This is a genomic window from Homoserinimonas sp. A520 (assembly GCF_054489245.1).
Genome location: NZ_JBTMWX010000003.1, coordinates 402143 through 428786, shown reverse-complemented (window position 1 = coordinate 428786; position 26644 = coordinate 402143). Strand labels below are relative to the sequence as shown.

The window sequence follows — 26644 nt, the reverse complement described above, 5'->3', positions numbered from 1 at the left end:
CTCCCGCGTGTTGCGAATCTGTGGTGTCGATTCACAGCAAGAGGCACGCCGATGCGCTCGAATTCGTTCGATCCGGGCGCGGGAGGGTCAGATCGGGCGGATGACAGCGCTCAGCGGTGCAGTGACGTCATATGCGACCCTCGCGTTCGGGTCCTGCGTCGCCATGAGTGCTGCCAGCACTCGCGCCTTGAGGTCCGACTGATCGGCGCTCCCCCACACGACCTGCTGCCCGGTGCCGTCGAGCACCAGGGTGACGTCATCCTTGGTGGCCGCCATGACGCGATCCACCCGGATAGCCACGGAATCGGGGAGCGCGAACAGCACCTCGACCACGGAGTCGAAAACATCGGACTCGGTGTCCGCGCCGGACAGTTCGATCACCGGGACTCCCTCCGGCCTGGTGTCCGCCTTCGTTATGGTGACGCCTGCCGGATCGACCACCGTGAAGCCCGATGCGGTCGCAATGCTGCCGATCGGCGCGCGCTCGGTGACATGGATGATGAGGGTGTGCGGTGGCACCGTCTCGGTGACGTAACTCTGGATGAGGCTGAACTCCCCGAGTTCCCTGGTGAGCCGATCGGAGTCGACCAGCGCCAGCGGCGTGCCGAGTTGGCCCTTCACCGCATCGTGGATGTCTGCCGGATCGACGCTCGAGGTTCCGGTGATCTCGATCCTGGTCAGGGCGAGAAGCGGCGAGTACACCGCAACGGCGACCGTTCCCACCAGGGCGACCACGACCGCCGCCGCGGTGATCCAGACGAACCGGCGATGCCGCGCCCGTCTGGTGAAGCGCCTGACCTCGTCACGCTCGTATCGTCGGCGCTCCCTGGCTGCCCTGCGTGCCTGGCGTGCGGTGTCGTCGGCGCGGGTCGGCTTCCGGCGTACCGGTTCCTTCTGGGCCGGCTCCGGTTGGGCAGGTTTCTGCCGAGCGGGTTTCTTCGGAGTTGGCTTCGGGTGGGCTGGTTTCGGCTGGTCAGGCTTCTGCCGAGACTGTTTCGCCGGCGACGGCTTCTGCCGCGAAGGCTTCTGGGCCGCCGCTGTCTTCTGCCTCGGCGGTTCTGGCGCAGCGTCGAAACCCTCGGGCCGCTTCATGCACCCCGCCGTGCTGCCGCTGCCTTCAGGCTCTCGAGGAGCTGCGGCACGATCAGGAACACGTCGCCACCGCCCATCGGGATCAGCAGGTCGCCCGGCCTGGCGATGGAAGCCGCATAGTCCGAGGCCTCCTGCCAGTCGTCGAAGTAGCGACCGACGTCAGTCGAGGTGAACCGGCTGGTGATGAGCTCGCCGGTGACCCCGGGCTCCGGATCCTGCCGCGCGCCGTAGACCGGAACCACGATGGTGTGGTCGGCAAGCTCCTCGAAAGTGTCAGCGAACTCGTCGGCCATCATCCGGGTGCGGCTGTACAGGTGCGGCTGGAAAAGGGGAATCAGGCGCCCACCGCCGGCCGCTGCCCGCGCTCCCGAGAGTGCCGCCCTGATCTCGGTCGGGTGGTGGGCGAAGTCATCGTAGACACGCACTCCCCCGACCTCGCCGCGAAGCTCGAACCGGCGCTCTGCCCCGGTGAAGGTGGCAATGGCATCCAGTGCCGGCTGAGGCTCGAACCCCAGGCCGACCAGGACGCCGAACGCGCCAGCGGCGTTGATGGCGTTGTGAAGCCCCGGCACGAGGAGCTTCGCCTGGTAGTCATGACCGAGGTAGTGCAGGGAGAACGAGATCGTCGACGAGTCGTCCACCGAGTGCAGGCGGATGTCCGCCGCATCCGCCTGGCCGAAGGTCAACACCCTGCGGTCCGCCAGGCGGGAGGCCAGCCCGGCGGCACGACGGTCATCGCTGGAGATGACCACCAATTCGCGCGCCTTCTCGGCGAAGGTCACGAAGGCTGCCTCGAACGCCTCCTCCGACCCGAAATGGTCGAGGTGGTCCGGGTCGACGTTCGTGATGAGGGCGACCGCGGTGTCGTAGAGCAGGAAGGATCCATCGGACTCGTCTGCCTCCACGACGAACAATTCGCCTGAACCACGAGCCGCGCTGACGCCCAATGAGCGGATGACCCCGCCGTTCACGAAACTGGGGTCAGCATCCAGTGCGAGCAGTGCGGTCACGATCATGGCGGTCGACGTGGTCTTGCCGTGAGCGCCGGCCACAGCCACCAGGCGGCTTTGGTTGGTAAGCCAGGCCAGTGCCTGGGCGCGGTGGATGATCGGAAGGCCCTGCGCACGCGCGGCCAGGTATTCCGGGTTGTCCTCGGCGATGGCCCCGCTCACCACGAGAGTGTCTGCTCCGGCTACATTCGCTGCATCGTGCCCGACCGAGATCCGGACGCCGGCCGCCTGCAGCGCCTCGACAGTGCCGCCGCTGCGCATGTCGGACCCGGTGACCCGGAAGCCCGCGTCGACGAAGAGCCGCGCGATGCCGCTCATCCCCGCACCGCCGATTCCCACGAAGTGCACGGCGCCGAGTTCGTCAGGAACCGGCTGGGAGAAGTCCGACTTGATCATTGTCACTAATTTACTGGGTAGAAGTGCCGCTGGATGCGAGGGCTTCCCGCACCAGGCCGAGCAGGCGATCGCTACCATCGCGCACTCCGTGCGCTGCTGTACGCGCGGCCATGGCGGCGATCGCTGCGCGGTCCTGCAGCAGCGGAACCAGCGTGCGCGACACCCACTCCGGCGTGAATGCGGCGTTGTCGACGATGATCGCTCCCCCGGCGTCGGCTACCGCGCGCGCGTTCAGCCGTTGTTCTCCGTTGCCGATGGCCAGCGGAACGTATGCCGCCGGGATGCCCAGCGCGGTCAACTCACTGACGGTTGCCGCTCCGGCACGCGCGACCCCGAAATCAGCCACCGCCAGGGCGAGGTCCATCCGGTCGCAATAGCGCAGCAGGCGGTACCCGGACAGCTCGGATGGCGGCAATGGGGAGCGCTCCCCGGTCACGTGGAGGATCTGCCACTGCGCGCCCAGGATGTTGGCCGCGGCGGCATGGACGGTTTCGTTCACCCTGGCAGCTCCGAGGGAACCGCCGGTCACCAGCAGGGTGAGCCGTGACGGGTCGAGCCCGAAGAACGAGAATGCCTCCGCCCGGCTCACGTGGCGGTCCAGCTCCTCGATTTCCCGGCGCAACGGCATCCCGACCACTCGAGCGCCTCGCAGGCGGGTTCCCGGGAAGGTGACCCCGACATGGCGAGTGAACAGGCTGCCGAGACGGTTGGCCAGGCCCGGTCTCGCGTTCGCCTCGTGGATGACGATGGGCACACCCGCGCGGCGGGCCGCCAGGTAGGCCGGAGCAGAGACGTAGCCGCCGAAACCGATCACCACGTCGATCTGGTTCGCTTCGATCAGGCCCTGGATCTCGGCGATGAGAGCACGGAACCGTCCGGGAAAACGAAACGCAGCGCCGTTCGGCCGACGCGGGAACGGCAACCGGGCGACGGTGAGCAGCTCGTGGCCCCTGGCCGGCACCAACCGCGCCTCCAGTCCTTCGGCCGTTCCCAGTGCAAGAACGGTGGCATCCGGTTCAGCATGGCGAAGCCGGTCGGCGATGGCCAGCAGCGGGTTCACGTGGCCGGCGGTGCCCCCGCCGGCAAGGAGGTAGTTGGTCATCGAACCATCCTCCCGGGTGCCAGGCCGGCCCGCTCCGCCGATCGTTCGTTCGGCGACCGCCTGGCGAAGGAGAGCGCGACCCCGATGGCCACCATGCTGGAGATCAGCGCTGTGCCGCCGGCCGAGATCAGCGGGAGCGGCACTCCGAGCACCGGCAGGACGCCCAGCACCACGGCGATGTTGACGAAGGCCTGGCCGATGATCCACACCATCACGGCACTGACCGTGATCTTGGCGAACGGGTCGGGGTTGCTGCGGATGATCCGCACGAATGCGATGGCGGTGACCGTGAACAGCACGAGAACCAGAGCGGCACCGACTAGTCCGAGCTCTTCGCCGATGATCGCAAAAATGAAGTCGTTGTCCGCCTCCGGAAGCCAGTTCCACTTCGCCTTCGAGTTGCCGAGCCCGTCACCGAAGACGCCACCGGATGCCAGCGCCCACCACCCGTGGATGGTCTGCCAGCAATCGGTCAGCAGGTCGGCAGACGATGAACAGCCGTCCTGCCAGACCTGGATGCGGTTCTGGCGCGACAGTGTCGCGAACGCCATGATCGCGCCTCCCAGCGCCATTCCCGCGACCACGACCGCCAAGTGACGGAGCCTGACCCCGGCGAAGAACAGGGCGCCGAGCACGATCATCGTCACGATGATCGCCGTTCCGAGGTCCCGGCCGAGGAGGACGAAACCGATCGCAGCGCCGGCGATCGGACCCACCGAGAGTGCGAGGTCCTTCCAGTTGTGCAGGCTGTCCTGCTTGCGTGCCAGCACGCTCCCCAGCCAGATCACCAGGGCCAGCTTCACCACTTCGGACGGCTGCATGGTGAAGTCACCGAGTCTGATCCAGTTCCGGTTGCCGTTCACTGAGTAACCGAGATTCGTGGCGACCGTGAGAAATTGGAGTCCGATGCCGACGGTTACGGCCAGCAACGCCCACTTCTTCCAGAAGATCGCCGGCATCCTGGAGGCCAGCAGCATCAATGGCAGGCCGAGCGCAGCGAAGAGTGCCTGGCGCTCGAATCCGCGGAAGAAGTTGTCGGACTCGGTGTACGAGGTCACCGCGGATGATGAAAGCACCATCACCAGGCCGAAGACCACGAGGAACAGGGTGGTGCCGAGGAGCAGGAAATAGTTTCCGGTCTCAGAGGCGAACAGCCGTTTGACGGCGACCACCGCACCGGCGGGCTGCCGACCGGGATCAGGGGCGTGCGGCGGGAGGCGGCGGGGCCTGCTCGTCGTCATCTGCCTCAGCTCCCAAGAATTCCTGCACCGCCACCGCGAACCGCGTTCCACGGTCCGCGTAATCGCGGAATTGGTCCATCGACGCGGCGGCCGGAGCCAGCAATACGACGTCCCCGGCCATCGCGACACCGGCCGACAGCCGGACGGCCGACGGCATCACCTCTTCAGTGTCAAGTGTGTCGACCTCGAACACCGGGATCGCGGGCGCGTGTCGCGCGAAAGCCTCCCGAAGCTCCTGGCGCCCTGCGCCGATAATGACGACTGCGCGCAGCCGGGCTGCCTGGCGTGATACCAGGTCGTCCACCGAAACGCCTTTAAGCAGCCCGCCGACGATCCACACCACCGATTCGAACGAGGCCAGTGCAGCAATCGCTGCGTGCGGGTTGGTGGCCTTGGAGTCGTTGACCCAGCGGATGCCGCGGCCCTCACCAACCGTCTCGGTGCGATGGTGGTCGAGGTGGAAGTCAAGCAGGGCGGAGCGAATGGCGGCGACTGATGCTCCGAAGGAGCGGGCGAGTGCTGCGGCGGCCAGGACGTTGGCCACCATGTGCGGGGTGCTGAGCCCGACGCTGTCGAGTTCGTGGACAGTGGCCAGCTCCAGTGCGGTGCTGTGGCGATCGTCGAGGAATGCACGGTCGCACAGGATCCCCTCGACCACCCCGAAGTCGCTCGGTCCCGGAATTCCGAGGCCGAAGCCGATCGCGCGGCATCCCTCGACGACGTCGGCGTTCTCCACCATCGCGAGCGTGGCGTCATCCGCCCGGTTGAAGATCGCGGCGACCTGGGTCGCCTGGTACACCTTCGCCTTGGCCTGCGCGTAAGCCTCGGCAGAACCATGCCAGTCGAGGTGGTCGGCAGCGACGTTCAGGCACACGCTCGAGTACGCGGAGAGGCTGTCCAGGTAGTGCAGCTGGAAGCTGGACAGTTCGACGACCAGGACATCCCAGCCCACCGGGTCGCGGATGGCGTCGAGCACCGGAACGCCGACGTTGCCGCAGGCAATGGCGCGCGTGCCGTCGGCGATCAGCATCGCGGTCGCCAGCTGCACCGTCGTGGTCTTGCCGTTGGTGCCGGTCACCACGAGCCAGGGCGCCGGTTCGGCCACTTTGTCACGGAGTCGCCAGGCCAGCTCGACGTCTCCCCAGACCGCCACCTGGTTCTGGTTCGCCCAGGCGATCAGCGGATGCCCGGGGGGAAAGCCGGGCGACGTCACGACGAGGTCCGGCCCGAAGGCTGCCATGTCATCCGTTGCCCCCGATGCCAGGTCCCTGGTCACCAGGCGAGCACCGATCACCGAGAGCAGCTCCGCCCGCTGCGGGTCGCTCTGCGAAGCGAGCACGAGCACCTCGGCTCCAAGCTCCACCAGCGTGTCTGCGACGGAAAAGCCGGTGACACCGAGCCCGAGCACGGCGACTTTGAGGCCGCGCCAATCGGCGTGCCAGCTGGTCAGTCCTGCTAGCCGTTCCGCACTTCTCACCGCGCGATCCACTCGAGGTAGAAGAGCCCAACCCCAGCTGAGACGAACAGGCCGGAGATGACCCAGAAGCGGACGACGATCGTGACCTCGGCCCACCCCTTCATCTCGAAATGGTGGTGCAGCGGGCTGGCGCGCCAGATGCGCTTGCCCTTGGTGAGCTTGAAGTAGGTGCGCTGGAGGATGACCGACAGGGTGACGATCACGAACAGGCCGCCGATGAAGACGAGGAGCAACTCGGTGCGGGAGAGGATGGCCAGCGCCGCCAGCGCGCCACCGAGGCCGAACGCGCCCGTGTCGCCCATCATGATCTGGGCAGGCGAGGTGTTCCACCACAGGAAACCGATCAGCGCGCCGACGATCGCGCTGGCGATGACGGCCAGTTCGAGCGGGCTCGACACCTCGTAGCACTTGTTGACATCGATCGGAATCGGTCGGAGCGAGAAGCACGACTGTGCGTTCTGCCAGAACCCGATGATCACGTAGGAGCCGATGGCGAAGATGGATGCTCCGGCAGCCAGGCCGTCCAGTCCATCGGTGAGGTTCACTGCGTTGGAAACGCCGGTGGTGATAATGACGATCCAGACGATGACGGCTGCCACCCCGACAATCGGCCCGAAAATCACCAGGAAGTCCAGCCAGGCGATGTCGCGCACCAGCGAGACGGCGTACGACACCGGCGCCTGGCCGTTGATGTCGCGCACGTTGATGCCGATCACCGCGAAGACGATCCCGACGATCACCGTGCCGACGATCTTCCCCAGCGGGTGCAGGCCCAGGCTGTTCTGCCGGTGCACTTTCATGTAGTCGTCGACGAAGCCGACCATTCCGAGGCCGACCATCATCAGGATGACCAGGAGGGCGGATGCTGTCGGGACTTCCTGGCCGAGAAGCTTGGCGAGGAAGTAACCGGCGATCGCCGCCAGGATGAAGACAACACCGCCCATCGATGGTGTACCGCGCTTGACCACGTGGGTGGTCGGGGTGTCAGCGCGGAAGAACTGGCCCAGGTTCATCCGGCGGAACAGCCGGGCGAACAGCGGAGTGAGCACCATGGAGAGGATCAGCGAGAAGCCGCCGGCGGCGAGGAGAACGATCACGAGGCCTCCCCAGTCAAGCGCTGCGCGAAACGGTCGAGCGCTGCGCCCTTCACGAGGACGACGTCCTGCTTGCGCAACTCATCACGCAGCAAATCGTATGCCTGACCGGCCGTGTCCACGAGCACCGACTCTCCGTCCCATGACCCTTCGAGCCCGGCAGCATTGTGGATGTGGCGTGCGCCCTGCCCGACAACGATGAGCTTCTTGATGTTCAGCCGGACGATCAGGCGACCGATCCGGTCGTGTGCCTCTCGTGCGTCCTCCCCCTCGAGCGTGAGTTCGCCGAGCACCGCGATGGAGCGCCCCCCAGCAGAAACCTGGGCCAGGGCTTTGAGCGCTGCGGCTGCAGACTGCGGACTGGAACTGACCGAGTCGTCGATGACGATCACCTGGTCCGGGGCTGACAGCTTCTCCATTCGCCCGCTCCCGAGCGTGCCGAGCCTTTCGAGCGCCGGGATGGAACGCTCGAGAGGGATGCCCAGCACCGCCGCAACGGCGAGGGCTGCCAGCGCGTTCATCACGTGATGCTCGCCCAGCGCCTTCAGCTGCACCCGATGCCGGCGCCCGTCGCCTGCCAGGGTGAACGAGGTGCCGTCGATGGTGGCGTCAAGGTCGCTCGCCTGCAGCGCGGCATTCCCGCCGAGCCCGAAGGTCACAGCGGATGCCGGCAACTGGGTTGCCGGAACAGAGTCGGCGTTGGCAACGACATGGCCGCCCGCGCCCAGCCCGGCCACGGCCGAGCGGCCGGCTTCGTCCCTCGACAACAGCACTACGACATCCGCTGGGGTCTCGCTGCCCGCCGTTTCGGTGATGGCGTCGACCATCAACCGCGTTGTCGTCTTGCCTGCCGCGCCGTAAACGCGCACTGCCGCCACCTAGGCCCACCCTGCCTCGCGGAGGGCCTCCCTGGCCTCCGCCCGCGCCGAGTACGGCGTGCGGACACCGCGGATGTCGCGATAGTCCTGGTGTCCGGGCCCTGCCCAGAGGATCGAATCGCCTTCGGCAGCGAGGGAGACCGCGACACGGATCGCCTGCTCCGGCGGGCTGACCTCGTGCAGCTCTGCCTGGTGCTCGGCCAGCCCCGCACCTTCGACCAGGGTTGCCCGGATGGACGCCGGGTCTTCGAACCGCGGATGATGATCGGTGACGACCAGGATGTCGGAACCCTCCGACGCGACCCTGGCCATCTCGTGGCGCTTGCTCGGGTCCCGATCGCCGTCGGCGCCGAAGACCATGATCACGCGTCCGCTGGTCACCCGCCGCACCGCCGCCAGCGTGTTCAGGAAGGCATCGGGGCTGTGCCCGAAATCGACGTAGACGGTTGGACCCCGCTCACCTGAGACGCGTTCGGTGCGGCCGGGCAGGTACGCCTGCACTCCGTCGCCGATGGCGTGACCGATGGCTTCGAGCTCGAAACCGGCCTCAACCAGCATGACGATCGCCAGCGCGGCGTTGGCTGCCATGTGCCGCCCGATGATCGGGATCCTGGTTTCCAGCGAGCGGCTTTCCGGACCGGAAAGCCTGAACGCGGTGTACTCGGCCTGCTCGTCGAGAATCTCGACCTGCCACTCCGCGTCGGTCCCGGGAACGGATGCGACGGTCGTCACCGGGATGCGCGAAGCGTGCACCACTTTCTCACCCCACGGCGAGTCCAGGCAGACGACTCCTCGCCTGGCTCGCTCGGGGTCGAAGAACAGCACCTTGGACGCGAAGTACTCGTCCATGTCCGCGTAGTCGTCGAGGTGGTCGTGGCTGAGGTTGGTGAACGAGACGACATCGAAGGAGAGACCGTCGACGCGGTTGCGGCTGAGCGCCTGTGCACTCACTTCGAGCACGGCTGCCCGGACTTCGCTCTCACGCATGCGGGCGAGCAGCGCGTGGATTTCGCTGGCTTCCGGCGTGGTCAGCCGGCTGACCACGGTCAGGTCGCCGATGTGCCTCTCGGCCGTTGTGCTCAGCCCGGTCACCAGGCCGAGTTGTTTCAGGATGCCTTCGAGCAGGTACGCGGTCGATGTCTTGCCGTTGGTCCCGGTGATTCCCAGCATCAGCGGCGGATGCTCGTTGGTCTGGTAGACCCAGGCCGAGATGTCGCCGAGCGCCGCACGAGGTGAATCGACGATGACGATCGGGAGGCCGGCGGCGGCGGCGAGTTCGGCGCCCTCCTGGTCGGTGAGGAGGGCTACCGCCCCACTCTCCTTTGCGGCCTGGGCGAAGCCGGCCCCGTGGCTGGCAGCGCCTGGCATCCCCACGAACAGGTCGCCTGGCTGAACCTCGCCCGAGCGGAGGGTCACCCCGGTGACCTCTACGGCGTCGAGACTGCCGATACTGTGCAGACCGAACTCACTGACCAGGCCGGCAAGGGATCGGGCTAACGGATGCTCCGGACGCAGGACCGGGGGAATCCGATCGGACACTGAATCCCACTTTCTTTGACTTCACCGGGACGACCCGGGTTACCAGGTCGTCTGCAATTGGGGAGCCGGCGTTGTGGACGGCTCGACACGGTACGTCTTCAGCACCTGGGCCATGATCTTCTGGAATGGCGCAGCCGCTGCCGTCGACGTCTTCATAATATCGGGCTTGACGATGCTCACGATCACGGCGTATTCAGGATTTTCGGCCGGCGCGAGCCCGGCAAGCGAGACGATGCGCTCGCTGGTGTACCCGTTCGGCCCGGCCACCTCACCGGTTCCCGTCTTGGCTGCGACGCGGTATCCCGGGATGGACAGCGCCGTGGAGAGGCTGCCGCCGCTCACCACGGTCTCCATCATCTGGACGACCTGGTCGGCCGCAGACTCGGACACCACCCGTACCGGCTCTCCCGTGGTGGGGGTGGTCACCGTTCCGTCCGGCATCGTGCACTTCTCGACCAGCCGCAACGGAAGCCTCACGCCGTCATTGCCGAGCGTCTGGTAGGCGCCGGCCATCTGGGCGAGGCTGGCGGCGATTCCCTGACCGTAGGTGATGTCGTACTTCTGCTGGGTGTTCCAGCTGTCGGACAGGATGCCCGGGGTCTCGTACTGGAACTCGACGGCGGACTTCGCCCCGAACCCGAACTTCTTGAGGTAGGCGTACCGGGTTCCATTGTCGAGCCGGGAACCGAACATCGAGATTCCGACGTTGGACGACTGCTGGATGACTCCGCTGAGGGTCCAGTTGACGTCACCGTGGCCGAACGCATCGCGAACGGTTGCACCGTCGGGCGACTTCCACAGCGAGGGGACGGTGATCTTCGAGTCCGGTGCCGCCACCCCCTGGTCGATGACCATCGCCGCCGTGAAGGGTTTGAAGGTGGAGCCCTGTTCGTAGGCGCCCGAGAACGACAGCGCACCGAGCGAATTCGGATGCTCGGAGACCGTGGCATTGCGGTTGTTGGGGTCGACCGCCGGCCAATCGGCCATCGCCATGATGTGGCCGTCCTTCACCCTCACGACGACGGCCGAGGCGGAGTCCGCGCCCAGTTCGATGGCGCGCTCAGCCACCCGCTGTTGCACGAACCACTGCAGGTCGTTGTCGATGGTCAAGGTGACGGTGCCGCCGGGTTTCGCCTCTTTGGTGGTCACCGTGCTGCCGGGGAGCCGAACACCGTCGAGACCGCGCTCGTAGGTCGACACGCCGTCGGTGCTCCCGAGGCAGTCGTTCTGGGTGATCTCAATACCGTATTGGGGTCCGTCGGTGCCGATGAATCCGACCAGGTTGCCGGCCACTGCACCGTTGGGATAGGTGCGGGCGGGGTTCGGAACCATGTGGATCCAGGGAATCCCCAGAGCCCAGACCGCATCCAACTGGTCCTTGTCCAGCCCGCTGGCCAGCAACGCATAGTTGGACTCCGGATCTTCAGTGAGTGCGAGGAAGATCTCGGTCGCGTCCACCCCGGTGATCTCGGCGAGCTCCCCGGCGGCGTCGAGCAGGCTGACGCTCTGGTAAGCGCCGTCTTCGCCCTTCCGCTCGAACGCGCCGGCTACCTTCGGCGCGGCCGTGACGTCGTAGCGCATGACGCTCTCCGCCAGGACGACACCGTCCTTGTCGGTGATGGTTCCACGGGTGCCGTAGGTCTTTGTTGCGACAGCACGCTTGTCGTGAGAGGCCGCGTTGAGTTCGGATGCGCGAACCACCTGGAAGTCGACCAGGCGCACGACGAAAACGCCGACGACGGCGATGATCAGGAGGATCGCAATCGACAGTCGACGGCTGGTCGAACGTGGATTCCTCACTCCACCCCCTCGTGCTCTATTCCGGGCTCTTGGTGCATTCCTGGCCCTACCTGGTGGTCGGACCGGGGATTCCGGTGGCTGTCGACGCTACAGAATCGCCCGGAGTCGTGCCGGTAGGCGCGCCCACGACTCCCCCAGTGGCCGTCGTCTCGGCTGGCGTCATCGTGCCGGGCACGTCGGCCAGCAATGCATTGGGGATGAGCAGGCTGCCGTTGCCGCCGACGACGCTGCCGGCCCCCGCCTGGGCGGCAGTCGGAGAACCCATCACGGCTCCGGTGGCGAGATCCAGGTACACCGCACTGTTGTTACTGACCAGCCCGAGCGATTCGGCGCGTGCGGCGAGGTTCTGCGGCGACTCCAGCACGTTCAGCTGTTCCGTGACCGACTGCTGCGCCCGAGACAGTTCCTTCTGCTCAGCCTGCAGGTCCGAGATCTGGTACGCGCCGTCAGCCAGCGCGATGCTCAGCAGCATCTGGGAGGCGAGAACGCCGAACAGTCCGGCAATGATGATGAGCGAGAACGCGAGCCGCGGACGAGCCCGGCGCTGGCTCCGCGTGGTGACGATCTCGATGTGCCGCGTGTCCGCAGCGGGCCCCCGCCATGGCATCCGCTCCGGAAGCGACATAGCTGCTGAAGAGCGCACAGCTGCTGAAGAGCGCACAGCGGCTGATGCGCTCATGCTGCCCTCCTGATGCGCTCAGCGGCACGCAACCGCACCGGGATCGAGCGAGGGTTGGTCTCTTGCTCGTTTGCCGGGGCAAGCTCTGCGCCGCGAACCAGGAGCTTCAATTCCGGCGCGTGCTCCGGAAGTTCCACCGGAAGGCCGGCCGGAGAACTCGATGAGGAGCCGGAGGCGAATGCGCGCTTGACCAGGCGGTCCTCCAGCGACTGGTAGGCCAGTACGACGATGCGGCCGCCGACCGCCAGACTGTCGATGGCTGCCGGGATGGCGCGCTCCAGGGCGGCGAGCTCCTGGTTGACCTCGATCCGGAGAGCCTGGAATACCCGCTTGGCGGGGTGCCCCTTGCGCTGGATGGCAACCGGTGTTGCGGCCGAGATCACGTCGACCAGGTCGCCTGACCTGGTGAACGGCTTCATCGACCGCCGTTCCACGATCTTCTGGGCGTACCGGGGAGCCAATCGCTCTTCGCCATAATCGCGGAAGATGCGCCGCAGGTCGGCTTCGCTGTACTCAGCGATGACCTGCTCGGCGGTCACCGGCGATGAGGCGTCCATCCGCATGTCGAGCGGGGCGTCCTTCGAGTACGAGAACCCGCGCTCCACCCGGTCGAGCTGCAGGGATGAGACGCCGAGATCGAACAGCACTCCGGCGACTTCGGTGATTCCGAGTTCGGCCAGGGCGTGGACGAACTCGTCGTACACCGTGTGCACGAGGTGCACCCGCTCACCGAAGACCGCCAGCCGCTCCCCCGCGATCGCCAATGCATCCTGGTCGCGATCGAAACCGACCAGTGTCAGTTCAGGGAAACGCTCGAGGAATGCCGCCGCGTGCCCGGCCATGCCGAGAGTCGCGTCAACGAGCACGGCACCGGGACGTGCCACGGACGGGCTGAGCAACTCGACCGTGCGTTCGAGCATGACCGGAATGTGGATTTGCTTGTCGTTCATGGTTTCGCCGGGGAAAGCTCCTGAACCCTGATCCCCATCCGGTCCGACCTGCCACCGGGGAAGTGCGGCAGGGCGTGTGAACGGCTGGGAGTCAGGATCAAGGTGCTAGAAGAGTCCCGGGATCACCTCCTCCGTGGTGTCGGAGAAGTTGCTTTCCTGTTCGGCGTAGTACTGCTCCCACGCCTCGGTGTCCCAGATCTCTGCCCGGTTGCCGACGCCGATGACGGTGAGCTCGCGGTCAAGGCCGGCGTACGAGCGCAACTGGGCGGGGATGGTGACACGGTTCTGGCTGTCGGGAACCTCGGAGTTGGCACCGGACAGGAACAGGCGCAGGTAGTCCCGCGCCTGCTTGCTGGTGACCGGTGCCTGGCGGATCTTGTCGTGCAGTTCCTCGAACTCACGCGTGCTGAACACGTAGAGGCACCGCTCCTGACCGCGGGCGATGACGACTCCGCCCTCGAGCTCGCTACGGAACTTCGCCGGCAGGATGACGCGGCCCTTGTCGTCGAGCTTGGGTGCATAGGTGCCCAGAAACATCGGCACTCACCCCCTTACTCACCGGCCTGTGTTCAGGTGTTCTCCACTTTACTCCACTTTCCACCACAAAACAACGAAATTGGTCGTTACTTGTGAGTCGGCGCGCCGAATAGGCCTGCGTTTACTAGGAAGTTACTAGTGGAGGGAAATGGAGTGCTGCAGGGCACACCCGGGAGAAAATCGGGCAACAAAAAAGGGCCGACCTGGCGGTCGACCCGATTTGTTACTTCACCTGCTATTCGTCGTGGCCATCCTGACGGCGGTCCCAGCGCTCGTTCATCCGATCCATGAACCCGCCGCCGGCGCGGGTCTTGCCTGATGACGAAGGTCGCGAATCACCGAGCCCCTCGAGGGATTCGGGTGCACGAGACCGCGGCGACAACGCGAGCAGGGCGCCACCGAGGATGACGATGAACCCCAGCATGCCGACGAGCGGCTGCTTGATCATGATCCCGGTGACGATGGCGATGATGCCCACCAGGGCGATGAGCGCACCCAAGGCGATCCGGCGGTAATTCGGACGCCCGCCGCGGGGGCTGACCGTCGCCACGAAGTCGGCATCATTGTTATAGAGGCTACGCTCCATCTCTTCCAGGAGACGTTGCTCGTGCTCAGACAACGGCATGAGGACTCCCTTCGGTGCGCGTCGGTAAAGACTACCCACAATTGTATGCTCCCCCGGCTGGCTAGGCTAGGACTGTGGCTGAGAGTACACGGTTAGTCGACCTGGTTCAGGAGAGCATTGATCAATTCCTGGCGGGTCAGGAACCCCAGCTGACAGCCATCTCGGCTGACCTACTCCCCTACCTGGAACTCTCCCGTTCCCTGCTCCGTGGCGGCAAGCGCTTTCGCGCCCTCTTCTGCTACTGGGGATGGCAGGCGGTTGCAGGCGAGGGCGGTGCGGAGACGCATGGCCGCGGTCCGCTGTCCTCCGTGGTGGATGCCGCCAGCGCGCTCGAGATCTTCCATGCTGCAGCGCTCGTGCACGACGACGTCATCGACAACTCCGACACCAGGCGCGGACAGCCTTCCGCGCACCGCCGCTACCAGAAGTTGCACGTGGACAACGGGTGGCGCGGCGACTCGGCCGAGTTCGGGCGATCCGGCGCCCTGTTGCTGGGCGATCTGTTGCTCGGCTGGAGTGACGAAGTGCTCGACCGCGGATTGCGTGCGCTGGCCGACCCGGAGATGGCGGCATCCGCTCGCCGGGAATTCAACCGGATGCGTACCGAGGTCACCTACGGCCAGTACCTCGACGTTCTGGAGGAACGCTCCTGGCACACCAGGGCCGAGGCCGACCTCCTCTCTCGGGCGCACCGCGTGATCGTCTACAAGTCAGCGAAGTACAGCGTCGAAGCCCCGCTGGCCATCGGTGCCGCGATCGGTGGAGCGAGCATCGGGCAGCTTTCTGCCCTGCGCGACTTCGGGCTGCCCCTGGGCGTCGCCTACCAATTGCGCGACGACCTGCTCGGCGTGTTCGGCGACCCTGACGTCACCGGGAAGCCATCCGGCGACGACCTGCGTGAGGGCAAGCGCACCGTATTGGTCGCCCTGGCCCGCACCAGGCTTCCGGGCAACTCCGCTCGACTGCTCGACGAACTCCTGGGAGACCCCGAGCTCAGCGATCACCAGGTTCGGGTGCTCCAGGCCTCCATCAAGGAGAGCGGAGCGGTCGACCAGGTGGAGCGCATCATCACCCACAACGTGGAGAAAGCCAGGGCGGTCCTGGCGGATGCGCCGATCAGCCCCGAGGCCGAACGACAGTTGTCGACGCTGGCTGACACTGTCAGCCGACGAACCGCGTGATCACGGCCGAGAGGCCGGGCGCCCGGTAGAACTCAGGCGAGCGCCTGTGCGACCCGCCGCACTTCCGCCTTGCGACCGGCGCGCAGCGCCTCGATCGGGGACGTACCGAGGCTCTCCTCCGGCTCGAGCAGCCAGTCCATGGCTTCGTCGTCGCTGAAGCGGGCATCGGCGAGCAGGATCAGCGTGCCACGCAGTTCCGGCAGCGGTTCGCCGTCACGGACGAAGTCCTGCGGAACCCGCCACACACCGTCGATCCGTCTAGCCAGCAGGCTCCGGTCTTCGATCAACCGGCGGATCTTGCTGACCCCGATTCCGAGGATGTCGACCAGCTCCGGGATGGTCAGCCATTGGGTTTCTACAGGGTTCACGCCTTAAGCCTGTCAGAAATCGTCGTCCCGACAAGCGCGACACGATCGGTGCTGCTTGATTTACTCCAGTCACATCAGTCACACTGGTTGACAGGCATTTACTTCTATGCCAATTTGAGGACAAAACTAGCTCTCAGGCCGGGAGCAGAGCGGTGACGGGGAACTCATGACGACGACGGCAGACCACAAGCCACGCCACCTGGCGCCCAGGGAGCCCAGTCGTCTGGGCAGGAACCTGATGGCCACCCTCCCCATCGTGCTGGCCGGCTCCATGGCCGTGTCGATGAACCTCACCGGCCCGCTCGACACGCACGAGTCGAAGCGTCCGGCAAAAGACAAGGCGATGAGCCCGGCAGGTGGCCCCCAGGCGAACCTGGGCGAGACGGTTCGCGAGGCATTGGCCAGAGCCGCCGCAGGCACCACCACCAGCGCCGCGGTCACCCCGGACGGCGACGTGACCGTCGCAGCGGCCCCCACCACCTACACGGTGCGTTCCGGGGACACGGTGAGCGGCATCGCCGGTCGCTACGGAATGTCGACGGCATCCGTTCTCGCACTCAACGGCCTCGGCTGGAAATCGATCATCCATCCCGGCCAGGTGCTGACCCTGTCGAAGGCCGGCGCTGCGCCCGTGGTACCCGTGCAGAATGCACCCGTCGCATCGTCGCGGTACACCATCGTCGCCGGGGACACCATCGGGAAGATCGCCGCCCGGTTCAACGTGAGTACCCAGTCAGTGCTGTCGGCCAATGGCCTCGGCTGGAAATCGATCATCTACCCTGGACAGACCCTCGCCATCCCCGGACAGTCGGCACCGGCCGCGGTTCCCGCCCCGGCGCCGGTCACCCCGCCCGCGGCGAACACGCCTCCGCAGGCGAGCGGCGCATACACGATCAAGTCGGGCGACACCGTCAGCAGCATTGCGACGAAACACGGTGTCACGATCCAGGCACTCTTGAACGCCAACGGCCTCGGCTGGTCGAGCATCATCTACGCCGGGCGCACGCTGACCATTCCCGGGCAAGCCGCCCCGGCATCCGTCGGCACCACGATCACTCCGATGAACGACGAGATGAGGGCGAACGCCGCCATCATCGTCAGCGTTGGCAAGCAACTCGGAGTGAGCGACTACGGACTCGTCATCTCGCTGGCAACCGCCATGCAGGAATCCACGCTGCGCAACCTCAACTGGGGCGACCGCGACTCACTCGGGCTCTTCCAGCAGCGGCCGAGCACCGGCTGGGGCACGCCGGCCCAGGTCACCGACCCGGTGTACGCGAGCCGCTTGTTCTTCGGCGGCCCGAGCAACCCCAACACGGGCAACACCCGCGGGCTGCTCGACATCCCAGGGTGGCAGTCGATGACGGTCACCCAGGCCGCCCAGGCGGTGCAGATCTCCGCCTACCCGGACGCTTACGCCAAGTGGGAGGCATCCGCGTGGGTCTGGCTCGACCAGCTCAGCTAGGGAACCGAATCGTTATGGCGGAACGCCTGCGTGTGTGCAGGATGCTTACGGCGGTCAACTTTAGACTGGTGCGGTGACAACCCAGAGCGCCGACCCGATGATTGGCCGTCTACTCGACGGCCGTTATCAGGTGCGCTCGCGCATCGCCCGCGGCGGCATGGCGACAGTGTACGTCGCCACCGACCTGCGCCTGGAGCGGCGCGTCGCCGTCAAGATCATGCACGGCCACCTGGCGGACGACAGCCAGTACAAGGCCCGTTTCATCCAGGAGGCACGCTCGGCGGCCCGCCTCGCGCATCCGAACGTCGTGAACGTCTACGACCAGGGGCAGGATGCAGACACCGCCTACCTGGTGATGGAGTACCTGCCCGGCATCACCCTGCGCGACCTGCTCGCCGAGCACCAGGTGCTCACCACGGTCCAGGCGATGGACATCCTGGAAGCCGTGCTGTCCGGCCTGGCTGCCGCTCACAAGCACGGCATCGTGCACCGCGACCTGAAGCCGGAGAACATCCTGCTGGCCGATGACGGCCGCATCAAGATCAGCGATTTCGGGCTCGCCCGCGCTGCGCACGCCAACACGGCGACCGGGAACGCCCTGCTCGGGACCATCGCCTACCTGTCCCCCGAGCTGGTGACCCGCGGCGTGGCCGACACCCGCAGCGACATCTACGCGATCGGCATCATCCTCTACGAGATGCTCGCCGGCGAGCAGCCGTTCAAGGGTGAGCAGGCATTCCAGATCGCGCACCAGCACGCCAACGACACGGTGCCCACCCCGAGCTCGAAGAACCCGCGGGTACCGGAAGAACTCGACGAACTGGTGCTGTGGGCGACTGCACGCGACCCTGACCAGCGCCCCAGGGACGCCCGTTCGATGCTCGAGCAACTGCGGGAGACCCAGCGGCTACTGGCCGGTGACGCGGATGCCGCCACCACCACGATGCAGAACACGATGGTCATGCCGGCGACAGCGCTCCCGGCCGGATCGGACGATGACACCCAGATCATCGCCCCGGTCAGGAGGCCGCGAAGCGGCCCCGTCGTCAAGGACAACGCCTCCGCGCTGAAGGAGAAGAGCGACCGGCGTCGCTCGAAGGGATACTGGCTGCTCGGGCTGGTGCTGCTGCTGGCCGGGCTCGCCGCCGGGACCGGCTGGTACTTCGGCTCAGGGCCTGGATCGCTCGTCACGATTCCCGAGGTGTCCGGGGAGACTGTGGAAGCGGCGACGACCGCGCTCGTTGCCGCCGACCTGCAGGTCTCCGACACGCCGTTGCGCGCATTTGACACGGACGTGCCTGCCGGGCTGGTCGCGGGCACTGACCCGCCGGCAGGAAACGCCGTCGGGCACGACGGCATGGTGCAACTCATCATCTCCGACGGGCCGGAACCGCTGGAGATTCCCGAGTTGGTCGGGCAGCCGGAGGACGTGGCGAAGGACCTGGTGAAGGATGCCCGGTTCACCCTGGCGGAGTCGCAGTACCAATTCCACCCGGAGGTCGCCAGTGGAGTCGTGATCGACGCCCTCGGCGTGCAGGGCGAGGAGACGGTCAGCCTTCCCACCCTTCAGACCTATGGGGAGCAGCAGCCGGTGACCCTGGTGGTGTCGCTCGGCCCGATCCCGGACGTCTCCAACCTGACGATTGAAGAAGCGCAGCAGCGCCTGCAGGAGGCCAAGCTGAACGCGGTGGAGGGCGACCACGAATTCCACGACACCATCGAGGCCGGCAAGGTGATCAGGGCGGTGGCCCAAGCCGAACCGGTGCTCGAAGGTCACACGGTGAACCTGATCATCTCTGACGGTATCGAGAAGGTCGAGGTGCCGAAGGTTGAAGGCCTCAGCTGGCTGGAAGCGAAGAAACTGCTGACGGACAGTGGGTTCCAGGTCGAATATGACAAACGTGCCGACCTCCTGCCAGCGGCTGTCGAGGTTCGGAGAACCAACCCGCGGGGTGGCGAATTGGCGGACAAGGGCTCGACCGTAGCGGTGAGCTTCAAGGGTCTGGGCGACTAGCGGGCGCTGAGCTCTTCGGCCACCAGGAATGCCAGTTCGAGCGACTGCATGTGGTTCAGCCGCGGGTCGCACAGCGACTCGTAGCGGGTTGCCAGGGTCGCCTCGTCGATCATCTCGGAACCGCCCAGGCACTCGGTGACGTCGTCGCCGGTCAGCTCGATGTGGATGCCGCCCGGATGGGTGCCGACAGCGCGGTGCGCTTCGAAGAACCCCTTGACCTCGTCGACCACGTCGTCGAAGCGGCGCGTCTTGTAGCCGGTCGGGGTCGTCATGCCGTTGCCGTGCATCGGGTCGGAGACCCACAGTGGCGTGGCATCCATTTCCTTGATCGCCTCGAGAAGTGGCGGGAGGGCATCCCGGATCTTTCCCGCGCCCATGCGGGTGATGAAAGTGAGCCTGCCCGGCTCGCGGTGCGGGTCGAGTTTGTCAATCAGTTCGCGCATCACCGCCGGCGTCGTCGTCGGGCCGAGCTTGACGCCGATCGGGTTGCGGACACGGGAGAAGTAGTCGACGTGGGCACCATCCAGCTCACGGGTGCGCTCGCCGATCCACAGGAAGTGCGCTGACGTGTTGACCGGCGTGCCGTTGCGGGAGTCGATGCGGGTCATCGGCCGCTCGTAGTCCATCAGCAGGCCCTCGTGGCTGGTGTAGAACTCGACGCGCTTCAGCTCCTCGAAGTCCGCACCGGCGGCCTCCATGAACTTGATCGCCTTGTCGATGTCGCGGGCCATCTGCTCGTACCGCACATTGGCCGGGTTGCGGGCGAAGCCCTGGTTCCAGCTGTGCACCTGACGGAGGTCGGCAAACCCACCCTGGGTGAACGCACGGATCAGGTTCAGCGTGGATGCGGCCATGTGGTAGCCCTGCACAAGCCTGCGCGGGTCGGCGGTGCGAGACTCCGGCGTGAAATCGTAGCCGTTGACGATGTCACCGCGGTAGGCGGGCAACGTGACCTCGCCCCGGGTCTCGTTGTCGCTCGAGCGCGGCTTGGCGAACTGGCCGGCCATCCGACCCATCTTGACGATGGGCATCGACGCACCGTAGGTGAGCACGACGGCCATCTGCAGGATCGTCTTCACCCGGTCGCGGATCTGGTCGGCGGTCGCCCCGGCGAACGTCTCGGCACAGTCGCCCCCCTGAAGGAGGAAGGCATTACCGGCTGCGGCAGCCGCAAGCCGCTGGCGGAGGATGTCGACCTCACCGGCGAACACCAGCGGAGGGAGACTGGCGATCTCTGCACTGGCCGCGGCAACAGCATCCGCATCGCCCCATTGCGGCTGCTGCTTGATGGGGAGCGTCCGCCAATAGTCGAGGCCGGCGACCACGGAAGGATCAGCAAGCACGACGGGTTCTGGGGACGAGATGGCCACGGACGTATTCCTCAAATGCAATTCTTGGCGGGAAGGGGCAGGCACGGCCCCGAGGAACAAGCCTAGCCGCTCGCAGCTACCCGACCTTCTTTGGTTACGGCGGACGCTGCGTCCTTTCCGGAAGCGGCCCTGTCCTTAACCGAAGAGGCATAGATGTCGACGTATTCCTGGCCGCTGAGGCGACTGAGTTCGTACATGATCTCGTCGGTGATCGACCGCAGGATGAACCGGTCGCCCTCCAGTCCGGCGAAACGGGAGAAGTCGAGCGGCTTGCCGATGACGACGCCCAGCCGGCGAACCTTCGGCAGCGCACGGCCGATCGGCATCACCTTCTCGGTGTCCACCATGGCCACCGGAACGACCGGGACATTGCCTTCGAGAATCATGCGCGCGACACCGGTACGACCGCGGTAGAGCCTGCCGTCCGGGCTGCGCGTCCCCTCGGGGTAGATCCCGAGGATCTCATCCCCGGCCAGCACCTGTAGCCCGGTGTTCAGGGACGCCTCGGATGCCTTCCCTCCCGAGCGGTCGATGGGAATCATCCCTGCGGCCTTGAGGAAGGTCTTGATGAACCAGCCTTTCGCACCACGCGCCGTGTAGTAGTCGCTCTTGGCCAGGAAAGTGATTCGCCGGTCCATGACGAGTGGCAGGAACACCGAATCGATGAACGACAGGTGGTTGCTGGCCAGGATGACCCCACCGGAGCGCGGGATGTTCTCATGGCCTGTTACCCAGGGCCGGAATGCCGTCTTCAGGATGGGACCGACGACCAGGTTCTTCATCAGCCAATAAAACATGTCCGCCTGTCCCTACGAATGTGGAACAACTCTAGCGCCCCCGCTGATGCAGCCTGGCGAGGTCCGCAGCCCCGACTACACCGGCGTTGTTGACCAGTTCGGCGATGGTGAACTCGGGCTCCGGGTGATAACCGCGCGCCGGCAGGTGGGCCAGGTAGGCCTCCCGAATGGGGTCGAGCAGGAGGTCGCCTGCGACAGCCACTCCCCCGCCGAAGACGAAGAGCTGCGGGTCGAGCACCGCACTGAGCGAAGCGCAAGCCTGCCCGAGCCAGCCGCCCAACTCCCTGAGCGCCTGCAGCGCGCCGGCGTCGCCTGCGGAGATCAGGGCTGCGACGTCGTCGCCGGTGAGGGTTCCGGATGCCGCGCGCGCCTCGGCGAGGCCCAGCCCGATTCCGCCCGCATCCGCTATCTCGTTCGCCATCCTCAGCAGCGCGCGACCAGAACCGTACTGTTCAATGCAGCCCCTGGCGCCGCATCCGCACGGAATGCCCCCGGGAACCACCCGCAAGTGCCCCAGTTCAGCGCCCGCACCGAAGCCACCCCGGAACAGCGAGCCGCCGGTGACGATCGCGCCTCCGACACCGGTGCCGATCGTCAGCATGGTCATGTCGGCCACCTGGCGTCCAGCACCGAAGCGGAACTCAGCCCAGCCTGCGGCATTCGCGTCATTGTCGATCGTCACGTCGAGGTCGACCCGCTCAGCCACCCGTGCGCGGAAGGGCTCATTGCGCCAGTTGATGTTCGGTGCATAGTAGACAGTCGACTGCTCCAGGTCGATGAAGCCGGCCGCGGCGACACCGGCCGCCCGCACATCGGTGCCGGAGGCCAGTTCGCCGATCATCCGCGCCACCGCGTCGACAATCGCTGTCGGGTCGCCAGCCGGTGTCGGGGAGCGAAGCTCGGCCAGGATGTTGCCGTCTTCGGAAACCAGTGCTCCCGCGATCTTGGTGCCGCCGATGTCGATTCCGATGGCGTGCATGCAGGGGCGTCCTCTGAGGTCGAGTCATACGGGCAGGAGGGCCCAGCCGAGAAAAGCCGCCGGGCACCTAGTAGAGTTTAGGCAACCTGGGGGTGCGTCGCTATCTGGCCTCCCACACCCGAAAACAATGGATAGCGCGGTGCACAGCATCACGCCGGTACCAAAGGAGTTGCCGTGGAACAGTACGACGTACCCGCCCTGGTCAAGGCTGACCCGACCGCCAACGTGACCGACATCCTGATGGAGAGGGTCAAGGAGACGCCGAACAAGGCGCTCTTCTCCCTGCCCACAGCAGACGGCGGATGGAGTGATGTCACCTCCACCGAATTCCTCGACCAGGTGCGCGCCCTGGCCAAAGGCCTCGTCGCCTCCGGCATCGAGCCCGGCGACAAGATCGCCTTCATGTGCAAGACGCGCTACGAGTGGACGCTGGTCGACTTCGCGATCTGGTTCGCCGGGGCCGTCATGGTGCCCATCTACGAAACCTCCGCGCCAGCGCAGATCCAGTGGAATGTCAGCGACTCCGGCGCGACCGCGTTCATCGCTGAGACTCCGGATCACTTCGCCCGCTTCGACGAGGTGCATCCGGAACTTCCGCAGGTCCACCATGTCTGGCAGGTCGACCTGGGCGACCTCGACAAGCTGGTGGCCGCCGGAGCCGAGGTGACCGACGAGGAGATCGAGCGTCGCCGGAACCTGGCGAACGCCGACGACCTCGCGACCCTCATCTACACCGCCGGTACCACCGGAAGGCCCAAGGGCGTCGTGCTCAACCACAGCAACTTCGTTGAGCTGGTACGCAACTGCCGTCTCGCCATTCCCGAGGTGGTCAACGACCAGTCGAGCACGCTGCTCTTCATCACGCTGGCCCATGTGTTCGCCAGGTTCATCTCGGTGCTCAGCATTCACGGCGGGGTCAAGGTCGGCCACGTTTCGGACACCAAGCAGCTGCTGCCATCACTGGGCAGCTTCAAGCCGACCTTCCTGCTGGCCGTTCCGCGCGTGTTCGAGAAGGTCTACAACTCCTCCGAGCAGAAGGCGGAAGCCGGCGGCAAGGGCAAGATCTTCCGTGCGGCAGCGGATGCCGCCATCGCGCATTCGAAGGCGGTCGACGCCGGTCATGTGCCGCTGGGTCTGAAGCTGAAGTTCGCCGTGCTCGACAAGCTCGTGCTGTCGAAGATCCGGGCGGCGATGGGCGGCCGCGTCGAGTACGCCGTCTCCGGTTCCGCTCCCCTCGGCCTGCGCCTGGGGCACTTCTACCGCAGCCTCGGGCTGACCATCCTCGAGGGTTACGGCCTGACCGAGACCACGGCACCGGTCACGGTGAACACCCCGTCGAAGTTCAAGATCGGCAAGGTTGGCCCGGTCCTCCCCGGCAACGCGGTGCGCATCGCCGAGGACGGGGAGATCCAGGCCAAGGGCATCAGCGTGTTCCAGGGCTATTGGCACAATGATGCGGCAACCGCCGAGACGATGGAGGACGGCTGGTTCAAGACCGGGGACATCGGCTCGTTTGACGCGGATGGTTACCTGGAGATCACCGGCCGCAAGAAGGAGATGATCGTCACCGGCGGCGGCAAGAATGTTGCGCCCGCCGTGCTCGAAGACCCGATCCGCGCCAACCCGATCATCGGGCAGGTCCTGGTGGTGGGAGACCAGAAGCCGTACATTGCGGCCCTCATCACGCTGGACGACGAGATGCTCCCGGTGTGGCTCAACAACAATGGCGAAGACGCGACCATGTCGGTTGCGGAAGCAGCCAAGAACCCGAAGGTGCTCGCCGAGGTGCAGCGGGCGATCGACGCGGCCAACACCAAGGTGTCGCGCGCGGAGTCGATCCGCAAGTTCCACATCATCACTGCAGACATCAGCGAAGCGAGCGGTCACCTGACGCCCAAGATGTCCGTCAAGCGCCACGTGATCCTGAAGGAGTTTGCGGCCGACATCGAGGCCATGTACGCGGACACTCCAGCGACCGAGGGTATCTCGACCGTCGGGTAGCTCGTGTTCAGCTGATCGAGCTCGTGTTCAGCTGATCGAGCTCGTCGAGATCCCGCTGGGGTGACCCGGCCGGGGTCTCGACGAGCTCGACCGGCTCAACGACGCACGACTTAGAACCAGTCCGACTCGCGGATCTGGCGCATCGCCTCACGCTTGGTCTCCTTGTCGAGCCCGTCGATGTACAGGTGCCCCTCGAGGTGGTCTATCTCATGCTGGAGCGCCTGGGCCATGATCCCACTGCCGGAGAGCTCCACCTCGTTGCCGTCCAGGTCCACGCCGGTCACCACCGCCTCCGGATAGCGCAGGCGCTTGAAGTACAGGCCGGGGACCGACAGGCAGCCCTCATCGACCAGGTCCGGCTCCCCCGAAACTGATAGCAGCACCGGATTGATCACATAGCCGATGTCGCCGTCGACGTTGTAGCTGAAGACTCGCTGGTTGACGCCGATCTGGGGCGCGGCGACCCCGGCGCGGCCGGGAAGCATCACGGTGTCGACGAGGTCGGCGACCAGTCCGCGAACGTCGTCCCCTTCGCGCACCGGATCGGACACGGTCTTCAGTACCGGGTCACCGAAGATCCGGATCTGTCGTACGGTCATCGTGCGGTTACCGGCCCTGAGTGGTCGGCAGCCCGTCCACGACCAGTGCGGCAAGTTCGCGTGCTGCCGCCTTGGTCAGCGGGCGGAGCTCCTTGTAGTTGATGACGGAGCCGGCGGCCAGCTGAGGGTCGTAGGGAATCCGAACGATCTCCCTCACCCGCGACGTGAAGTGGGCTTCGATCTCGTCGAGCTTGACCAGGTTGGTGCCCTGGGTGCCCGTGTTGAGGGCGACGACCGCGTTCTTGACCAGGTAGCCGTACCCGTTCGACTCGAGCCAGGTAAGGGTTTCGGATGCCAGGCGCGCCTCGTCGATGCTTCCACCGGACACGATCACCACCGAATCAGCCCGCTGGAGTGTCGCTCGCATCACGGAGTGCACGATGCCGGTGCCACAGTCGGTGAGGCAGATCGAGTAGAACCGGGCGGCGAGGTCCGCCACGACGTTGTAGTCGTTCTCATCGAACGCCTGGGCGAGCAATGGGTCGGTGTCGGACGCCAGGATGTCCAGTCGTGTCTCGTCGCGGGACACCATGGTCGAGAAGTCGTTGAAGCTGGTGATGGACGCCGCCTGGGTGACGATGTCACGCACGGTCGCCCTGGTCTGCTTGTTGACCCGTTCGGCGAGCGTTCCGCGGTCGGGGTTGGCATCGATGGCGACGATTCGATCTTCGCGCACGTCGGCGAGGGCCATCCCGATCAGCGCCGTGATGGTGGTCTTGCCGACACCGCCCTTGCGGGTGAGCACCGGCACGAAGCGGGTGCCACCCTCGAATTGCTTGTCGATCCTGGCGTCAACGGCCTTGCGGGCGCGCGCCGCCGGTGAGTCCCCCAGGTTGACCAGGTGGAGGGTGATCGCGTAGACGAAGGAGTTCCAGCGCCCCTCCGGCTTCGGACGCTTGCGCCTCTTGGTGTCGAGCAGGCGGTCGGCGGTGAGCATGGCCGCAGCTTCCGGCTTCGATGAAACCTGCCCGTTCAGGCTGTCCCGACGGCTGTACACCGATTCCGTGTTCGCGCGAGCGAGCGCAGCACCGTCGAGTTCGTCGTCTACCCCGTCGGTGCTGCCCGGGTCGGCCGGGGCGAGCGCGCCGACCATGACCGATAGGGTGCCTGATTCGTCGGAGCGGATCTGGCCGGGGTTCACCGGAATATCCGCGATCGCCACGGCAAGCTCGTGCTCTGGGGCGATGTGGATGGTTGCCGGGAGGTCGACGCTGACCCTGGGTCGCTCCGGCTCGTCGTCGTCGTCATCAGCGGTGTCGTCAGTGGTGTCGTCACCCAGGAACTGGTCAACCGAGGTCTCGACGGAAGTGCGGTCGTCGCCGGTCGGCTCATCGACGCGATCGTCGGCAAGCTCCGCCGCCTGGCGTTCGGTCTCGACCGTCTCGTCATCGACCGGGTGCGACTTCTGCTGCCTGGTTGCCACTGTGGGTACCTCTCCCTGGTCCGAACG

23 protein-coding genes are annotated in these 26644 nt (G+C 66.1%); 4 read left to right on the top strand and 19 right to left on the bottom strand.

Going from position 1 to position 26644, the window contains the following annotated elements; translation table 11 throughout:
- Positions 1-87: 87 nt before the first annotated feature.
- The 13 genes from ACX3PH_RS10735 to ACX3PH_RS10675 form a co-directional block, all read right to left on the bottom strand.
- A complete protein-coding gene (locus ACX3PH_RS10735; RefSeq protein WP_459092277.1) occupies positions 88-1092 on the bottom strand; it encodes an FtsQ-type POTRA domain-containing protein in 1005 nt (334 codons plus the stop codon).
- Positions 1089-2498 carry a UDP-N-acetylmuramate--L-alanine ligase gene (gene murC, locus ACX3PH_RS10730; protein WP_459092275.1) on the bottom strand — a complete coding sequence of 470 codons (1410 nt, stop codon included), beginning with the start codon at positions 2496-2498 and terminating at the stop codon, positions 1089-1091. Before murC ends, ACX3PH_RS10735 begins: the two co-directional genes overlap by 4 nt.
- 10 nt (positions 2499-2508) lie before the next feature.
- Positions 2509-3600: a UDP-N-acetylglucosamine--N-acetylmuramyl-(pentapeptide) pyrophosphoryl-undecaprenol N-acetylglucosamine transferase gene (locus tag ACX3PH_RS10725; protein ID WP_459092273.1), complete on the bottom strand. Its 1092-nt coding sequence runs from the start codon at positions 3598-3600 to the stop codon at positions 2509-2511.
- A complete protein-coding gene (ftsW, locus tag ACX3PH_RS10720; RefSeq protein ID WP_459092271.1) occupies positions 3597-4841 on the bottom strand; it encodes a putative lipid II flippase FtsW in 1245 nt (414 codons plus the stop codon). Before ftsW ends, ACX3PH_RS10725 begins: the two co-directional genes overlap by 4 nt.
- Positions 4798-6318 (bottom strand): UDP-N-acetylmuramoyl-L-alanine--D-glutamate ligase, encoded by a 1521-nt coding sequence (gene murD, locus ACX3PH_RS10715; RefSeq protein WP_459092269.1) that lies wholly within the window; start codon positions 6316-6318, stop codon positions 4798-4800. The genes ftsW and murD overlap by 44 nt, the downstream gene beginning before the upstream one ends.
- Positions 6315-7415: a phospho-N-acetylmuramoyl-pentapeptide-transferase gene (gene mraY, locus ACX3PH_RS10710; RefSeq protein ID WP_459092267.1), complete on the bottom strand. Its 1101-nt coding sequence runs from the start codon at positions 7413-7415 to the stop codon at positions 6315-6317. Before mraY ends, murD begins: the two co-directional genes overlap by 4 nt.
- A complete protein-coding gene (locus ACX3PH_RS10705) occupies positions 7412-8281 on the bottom strand; it encodes a glutamate ligase domain-containing protein (RefSeq protein WP_459092265.1) in 870 nt (289 codons plus the stop codon). Before ACX3PH_RS10705 ends, mraY begins: the two co-directional genes overlap by 4 nt.
- 9 nt (positions 8282-8290) lie before the next feature.
- Complete coding sequence (locus tag ACX3PH_RS10700; protein ID WP_459092263.1) at positions 8291-9829, bottom strand: Mur ligase family protein; 1539 nt, start codon at positions 9827-9829, stop codon at positions 8291-8293.
- Positions 9830-9868: 39 nt separating this feature from the next.
- Entirely contained in the window at positions 9869-11629 is a 1761-nt protein-coding gene (locus ACX3PH_RS10695) for a peptidoglycan D,D-transpeptidase FtsI family protein (protein WP_459092261.1), read from the bottom strand.
- A 46-nt stretch (positions 11630-11675) separates the two neighbouring features.
- Positions 11676-12308, bottom strand: a complete 633-nt coding sequence (locus tag ACX3PH_RS10690) for a hypothetical protein (RefSeq protein WP_459092259.1) — start codon at positions 12306-12308, stop codon at positions 11676-11678.
- Positions 12305-13258: a 16S rRNA (cytosine(1402)-N(4))-methyltransferase RsmH gene (gene rsmH / locus ACX3PH_RS10685; RefSeq protein WP_459092257.1), complete on the bottom strand. Its 954-nt coding sequence runs from the start codon at positions 13256-13258 to the stop codon at positions 12305-12307. The genes ACX3PH_RS10690 and rsmH overlap by 4 nt, the downstream gene beginning before the upstream one ends.
- 105 nt (positions 13259-13363) lie before the next feature.
- Positions 13364-13795 carry a division/cell wall cluster transcriptional repressor MraZ gene (mraZ, locus tag ACX3PH_RS10680; RefSeq protein ID WP_459092414.1) on the bottom strand — a complete coding sequence of 144 codons (432 nt, stop codon included), beginning with the start codon at positions 13793-13795 and terminating at the stop codon, positions 13364-13366.
- A 235-nt stretch (positions 13796-14030) separates the two neighbouring features.
- Positions 14031-14420, bottom strand: a complete 390-nt coding sequence (locus ACX3PH_RS10675) for a DUF3040 domain-containing protein (RefSeq protein ID WP_459092255.1) — start codon at positions 14418-14420, stop codon at positions 14031-14033.
- Positions 14421-14494: 74 nt separating this feature from the next.
- Between ACX3PH_RS10675 and ACX3PH_RS10670 the strand changes: the two genes are divergently transcribed.
- Positions 14495-15601, top strand: coding sequence for a polyprenyl synthetase family protein (locus tag ACX3PH_RS10670; protein ID WP_459092253.1), 1107 nt, complete (start codon positions 14495-14497; stop codon positions 15599-15601).
- 32 nt (positions 15602-15633) lie between these two features.
- Here the strand turns inward: ACX3PH_RS10670 and ACX3PH_RS10665 are convergent, their stop codons facing one another.
- Positions 15634-15969 (bottom strand): Rv2175c family DNA-binding protein, encoded by a 336-nt coding sequence (locus tag ACX3PH_RS10665; protein WP_459092251.1) that lies wholly within the window; start codon positions 15967-15969, stop codon positions 15634-15636.
- A 166-nt stretch (positions 15970-16135) separates the two neighbouring features.
- Between ACX3PH_RS10665 and ACX3PH_RS10660 the strand changes: the two genes are divergently transcribed.
- Positions 16136-17434, top strand: a complete 1299-nt coding sequence (locus tag ACX3PH_RS10660) for a LysM peptidoglycan-binding domain-containing protein (RefSeq protein WP_459092249.1) — start codon at positions 16136-16138, stop codon at positions 17432-17434.
- A 73-nt stretch (positions 17435-17507) separates the two neighbouring features.
- Positions 17508-19448 (top strand): Stk1 family PASTA domain-containing Ser/Thr kinase, encoded by a 1941-nt coding sequence (gene pknB, locus ACX3PH_RS10655; protein ID WP_459092247.1) that lies wholly within the window; start codon positions 17508-17510, stop codon positions 19446-19448.
- On the opposite strand, the gene ACX3PH_RS10650 is transcribed toward pknB, so the two are convergent.
- The 3 genes from ACX3PH_RS10650 to ACX3PH_RS10640 all read right to left on the bottom strand — a co-directional run bounded on the left by ACX3PH_RS10650 (position 19445) and on the right by ACX3PH_RS10640 (position 22594).
- A complete protein-coding gene (locus ACX3PH_RS10650) occupies positions 19445-20773 on the bottom strand; it encodes a class II 3-deoxy-7-phosphoheptulonate synthase (protein WP_459092412.1) in 1329 nt (442 codons plus the stop codon). The genes pknB and ACX3PH_RS10650 overlap by 4 nt on opposite strands.
- Positions 20774-20880: 107 nt before the next feature.
- Entirely contained in the window at positions 20881-21615 is a 735-nt protein-coding gene (locus tag ACX3PH_RS10645; RefSeq protein ID WP_459092245.1) for a lysophospholipid acyltransferase family protein, read from the bottom strand.
- Positions 21616-21646: 31 nt separating this feature from the next.
- Positions 21647-22594, bottom strand: a complete 948-nt coding sequence (locus ACX3PH_RS10640; RefSeq protein ID WP_459092243.1) for an ROK family glucokinase — start codon at positions 22592-22594, stop codon at positions 21647-21649.
- Positions 22595-22768: 174 nt separating this feature from the next.
- Here ACX3PH_RS10640 and ACX3PH_RS10635 point away from each other — a divergent pair, with 174 nt between their 5' ends.
- Positions 22769-24595, top strand: coding sequence for an AMP-dependent synthetase/ligase (locus ACX3PH_RS10635; protein WP_459092241.1), 1827 nt, complete (start codon positions 22769-22771; stop codon positions 24593-24595).
- A gap of 110 nt (positions 24596-24705) precedes the next feature.
- On the opposite strand, the gene def is transcribed toward ACX3PH_RS10635, so the two are convergent.
- Both def and ACX3PH_RS10625 read right to left on the bottom strand, forming a co-directional pair.
- On the bottom strand, positions 24706-25194 hold the full coding sequence (def, locus tag ACX3PH_RS10630) for a peptide deformylase (RefSeq protein WP_459092239.1): 489 nt from the start codon (positions 25192-25194) through the stop codon (positions 24706-24708).
- Between the two features lie 7 nt (positions 25195-25201).
- A complete protein-coding gene (locus tag ACX3PH_RS10625) occupies positions 25202-26617 on the bottom strand; it encodes a MinD/ParA family ATP-binding protein (RefSeq protein ID WP_459092237.1) in 1416 nt (471 codons plus the stop codon).
- Between the last annotated feature and the right edge of the window lie 27 nt (positions 26618-26644).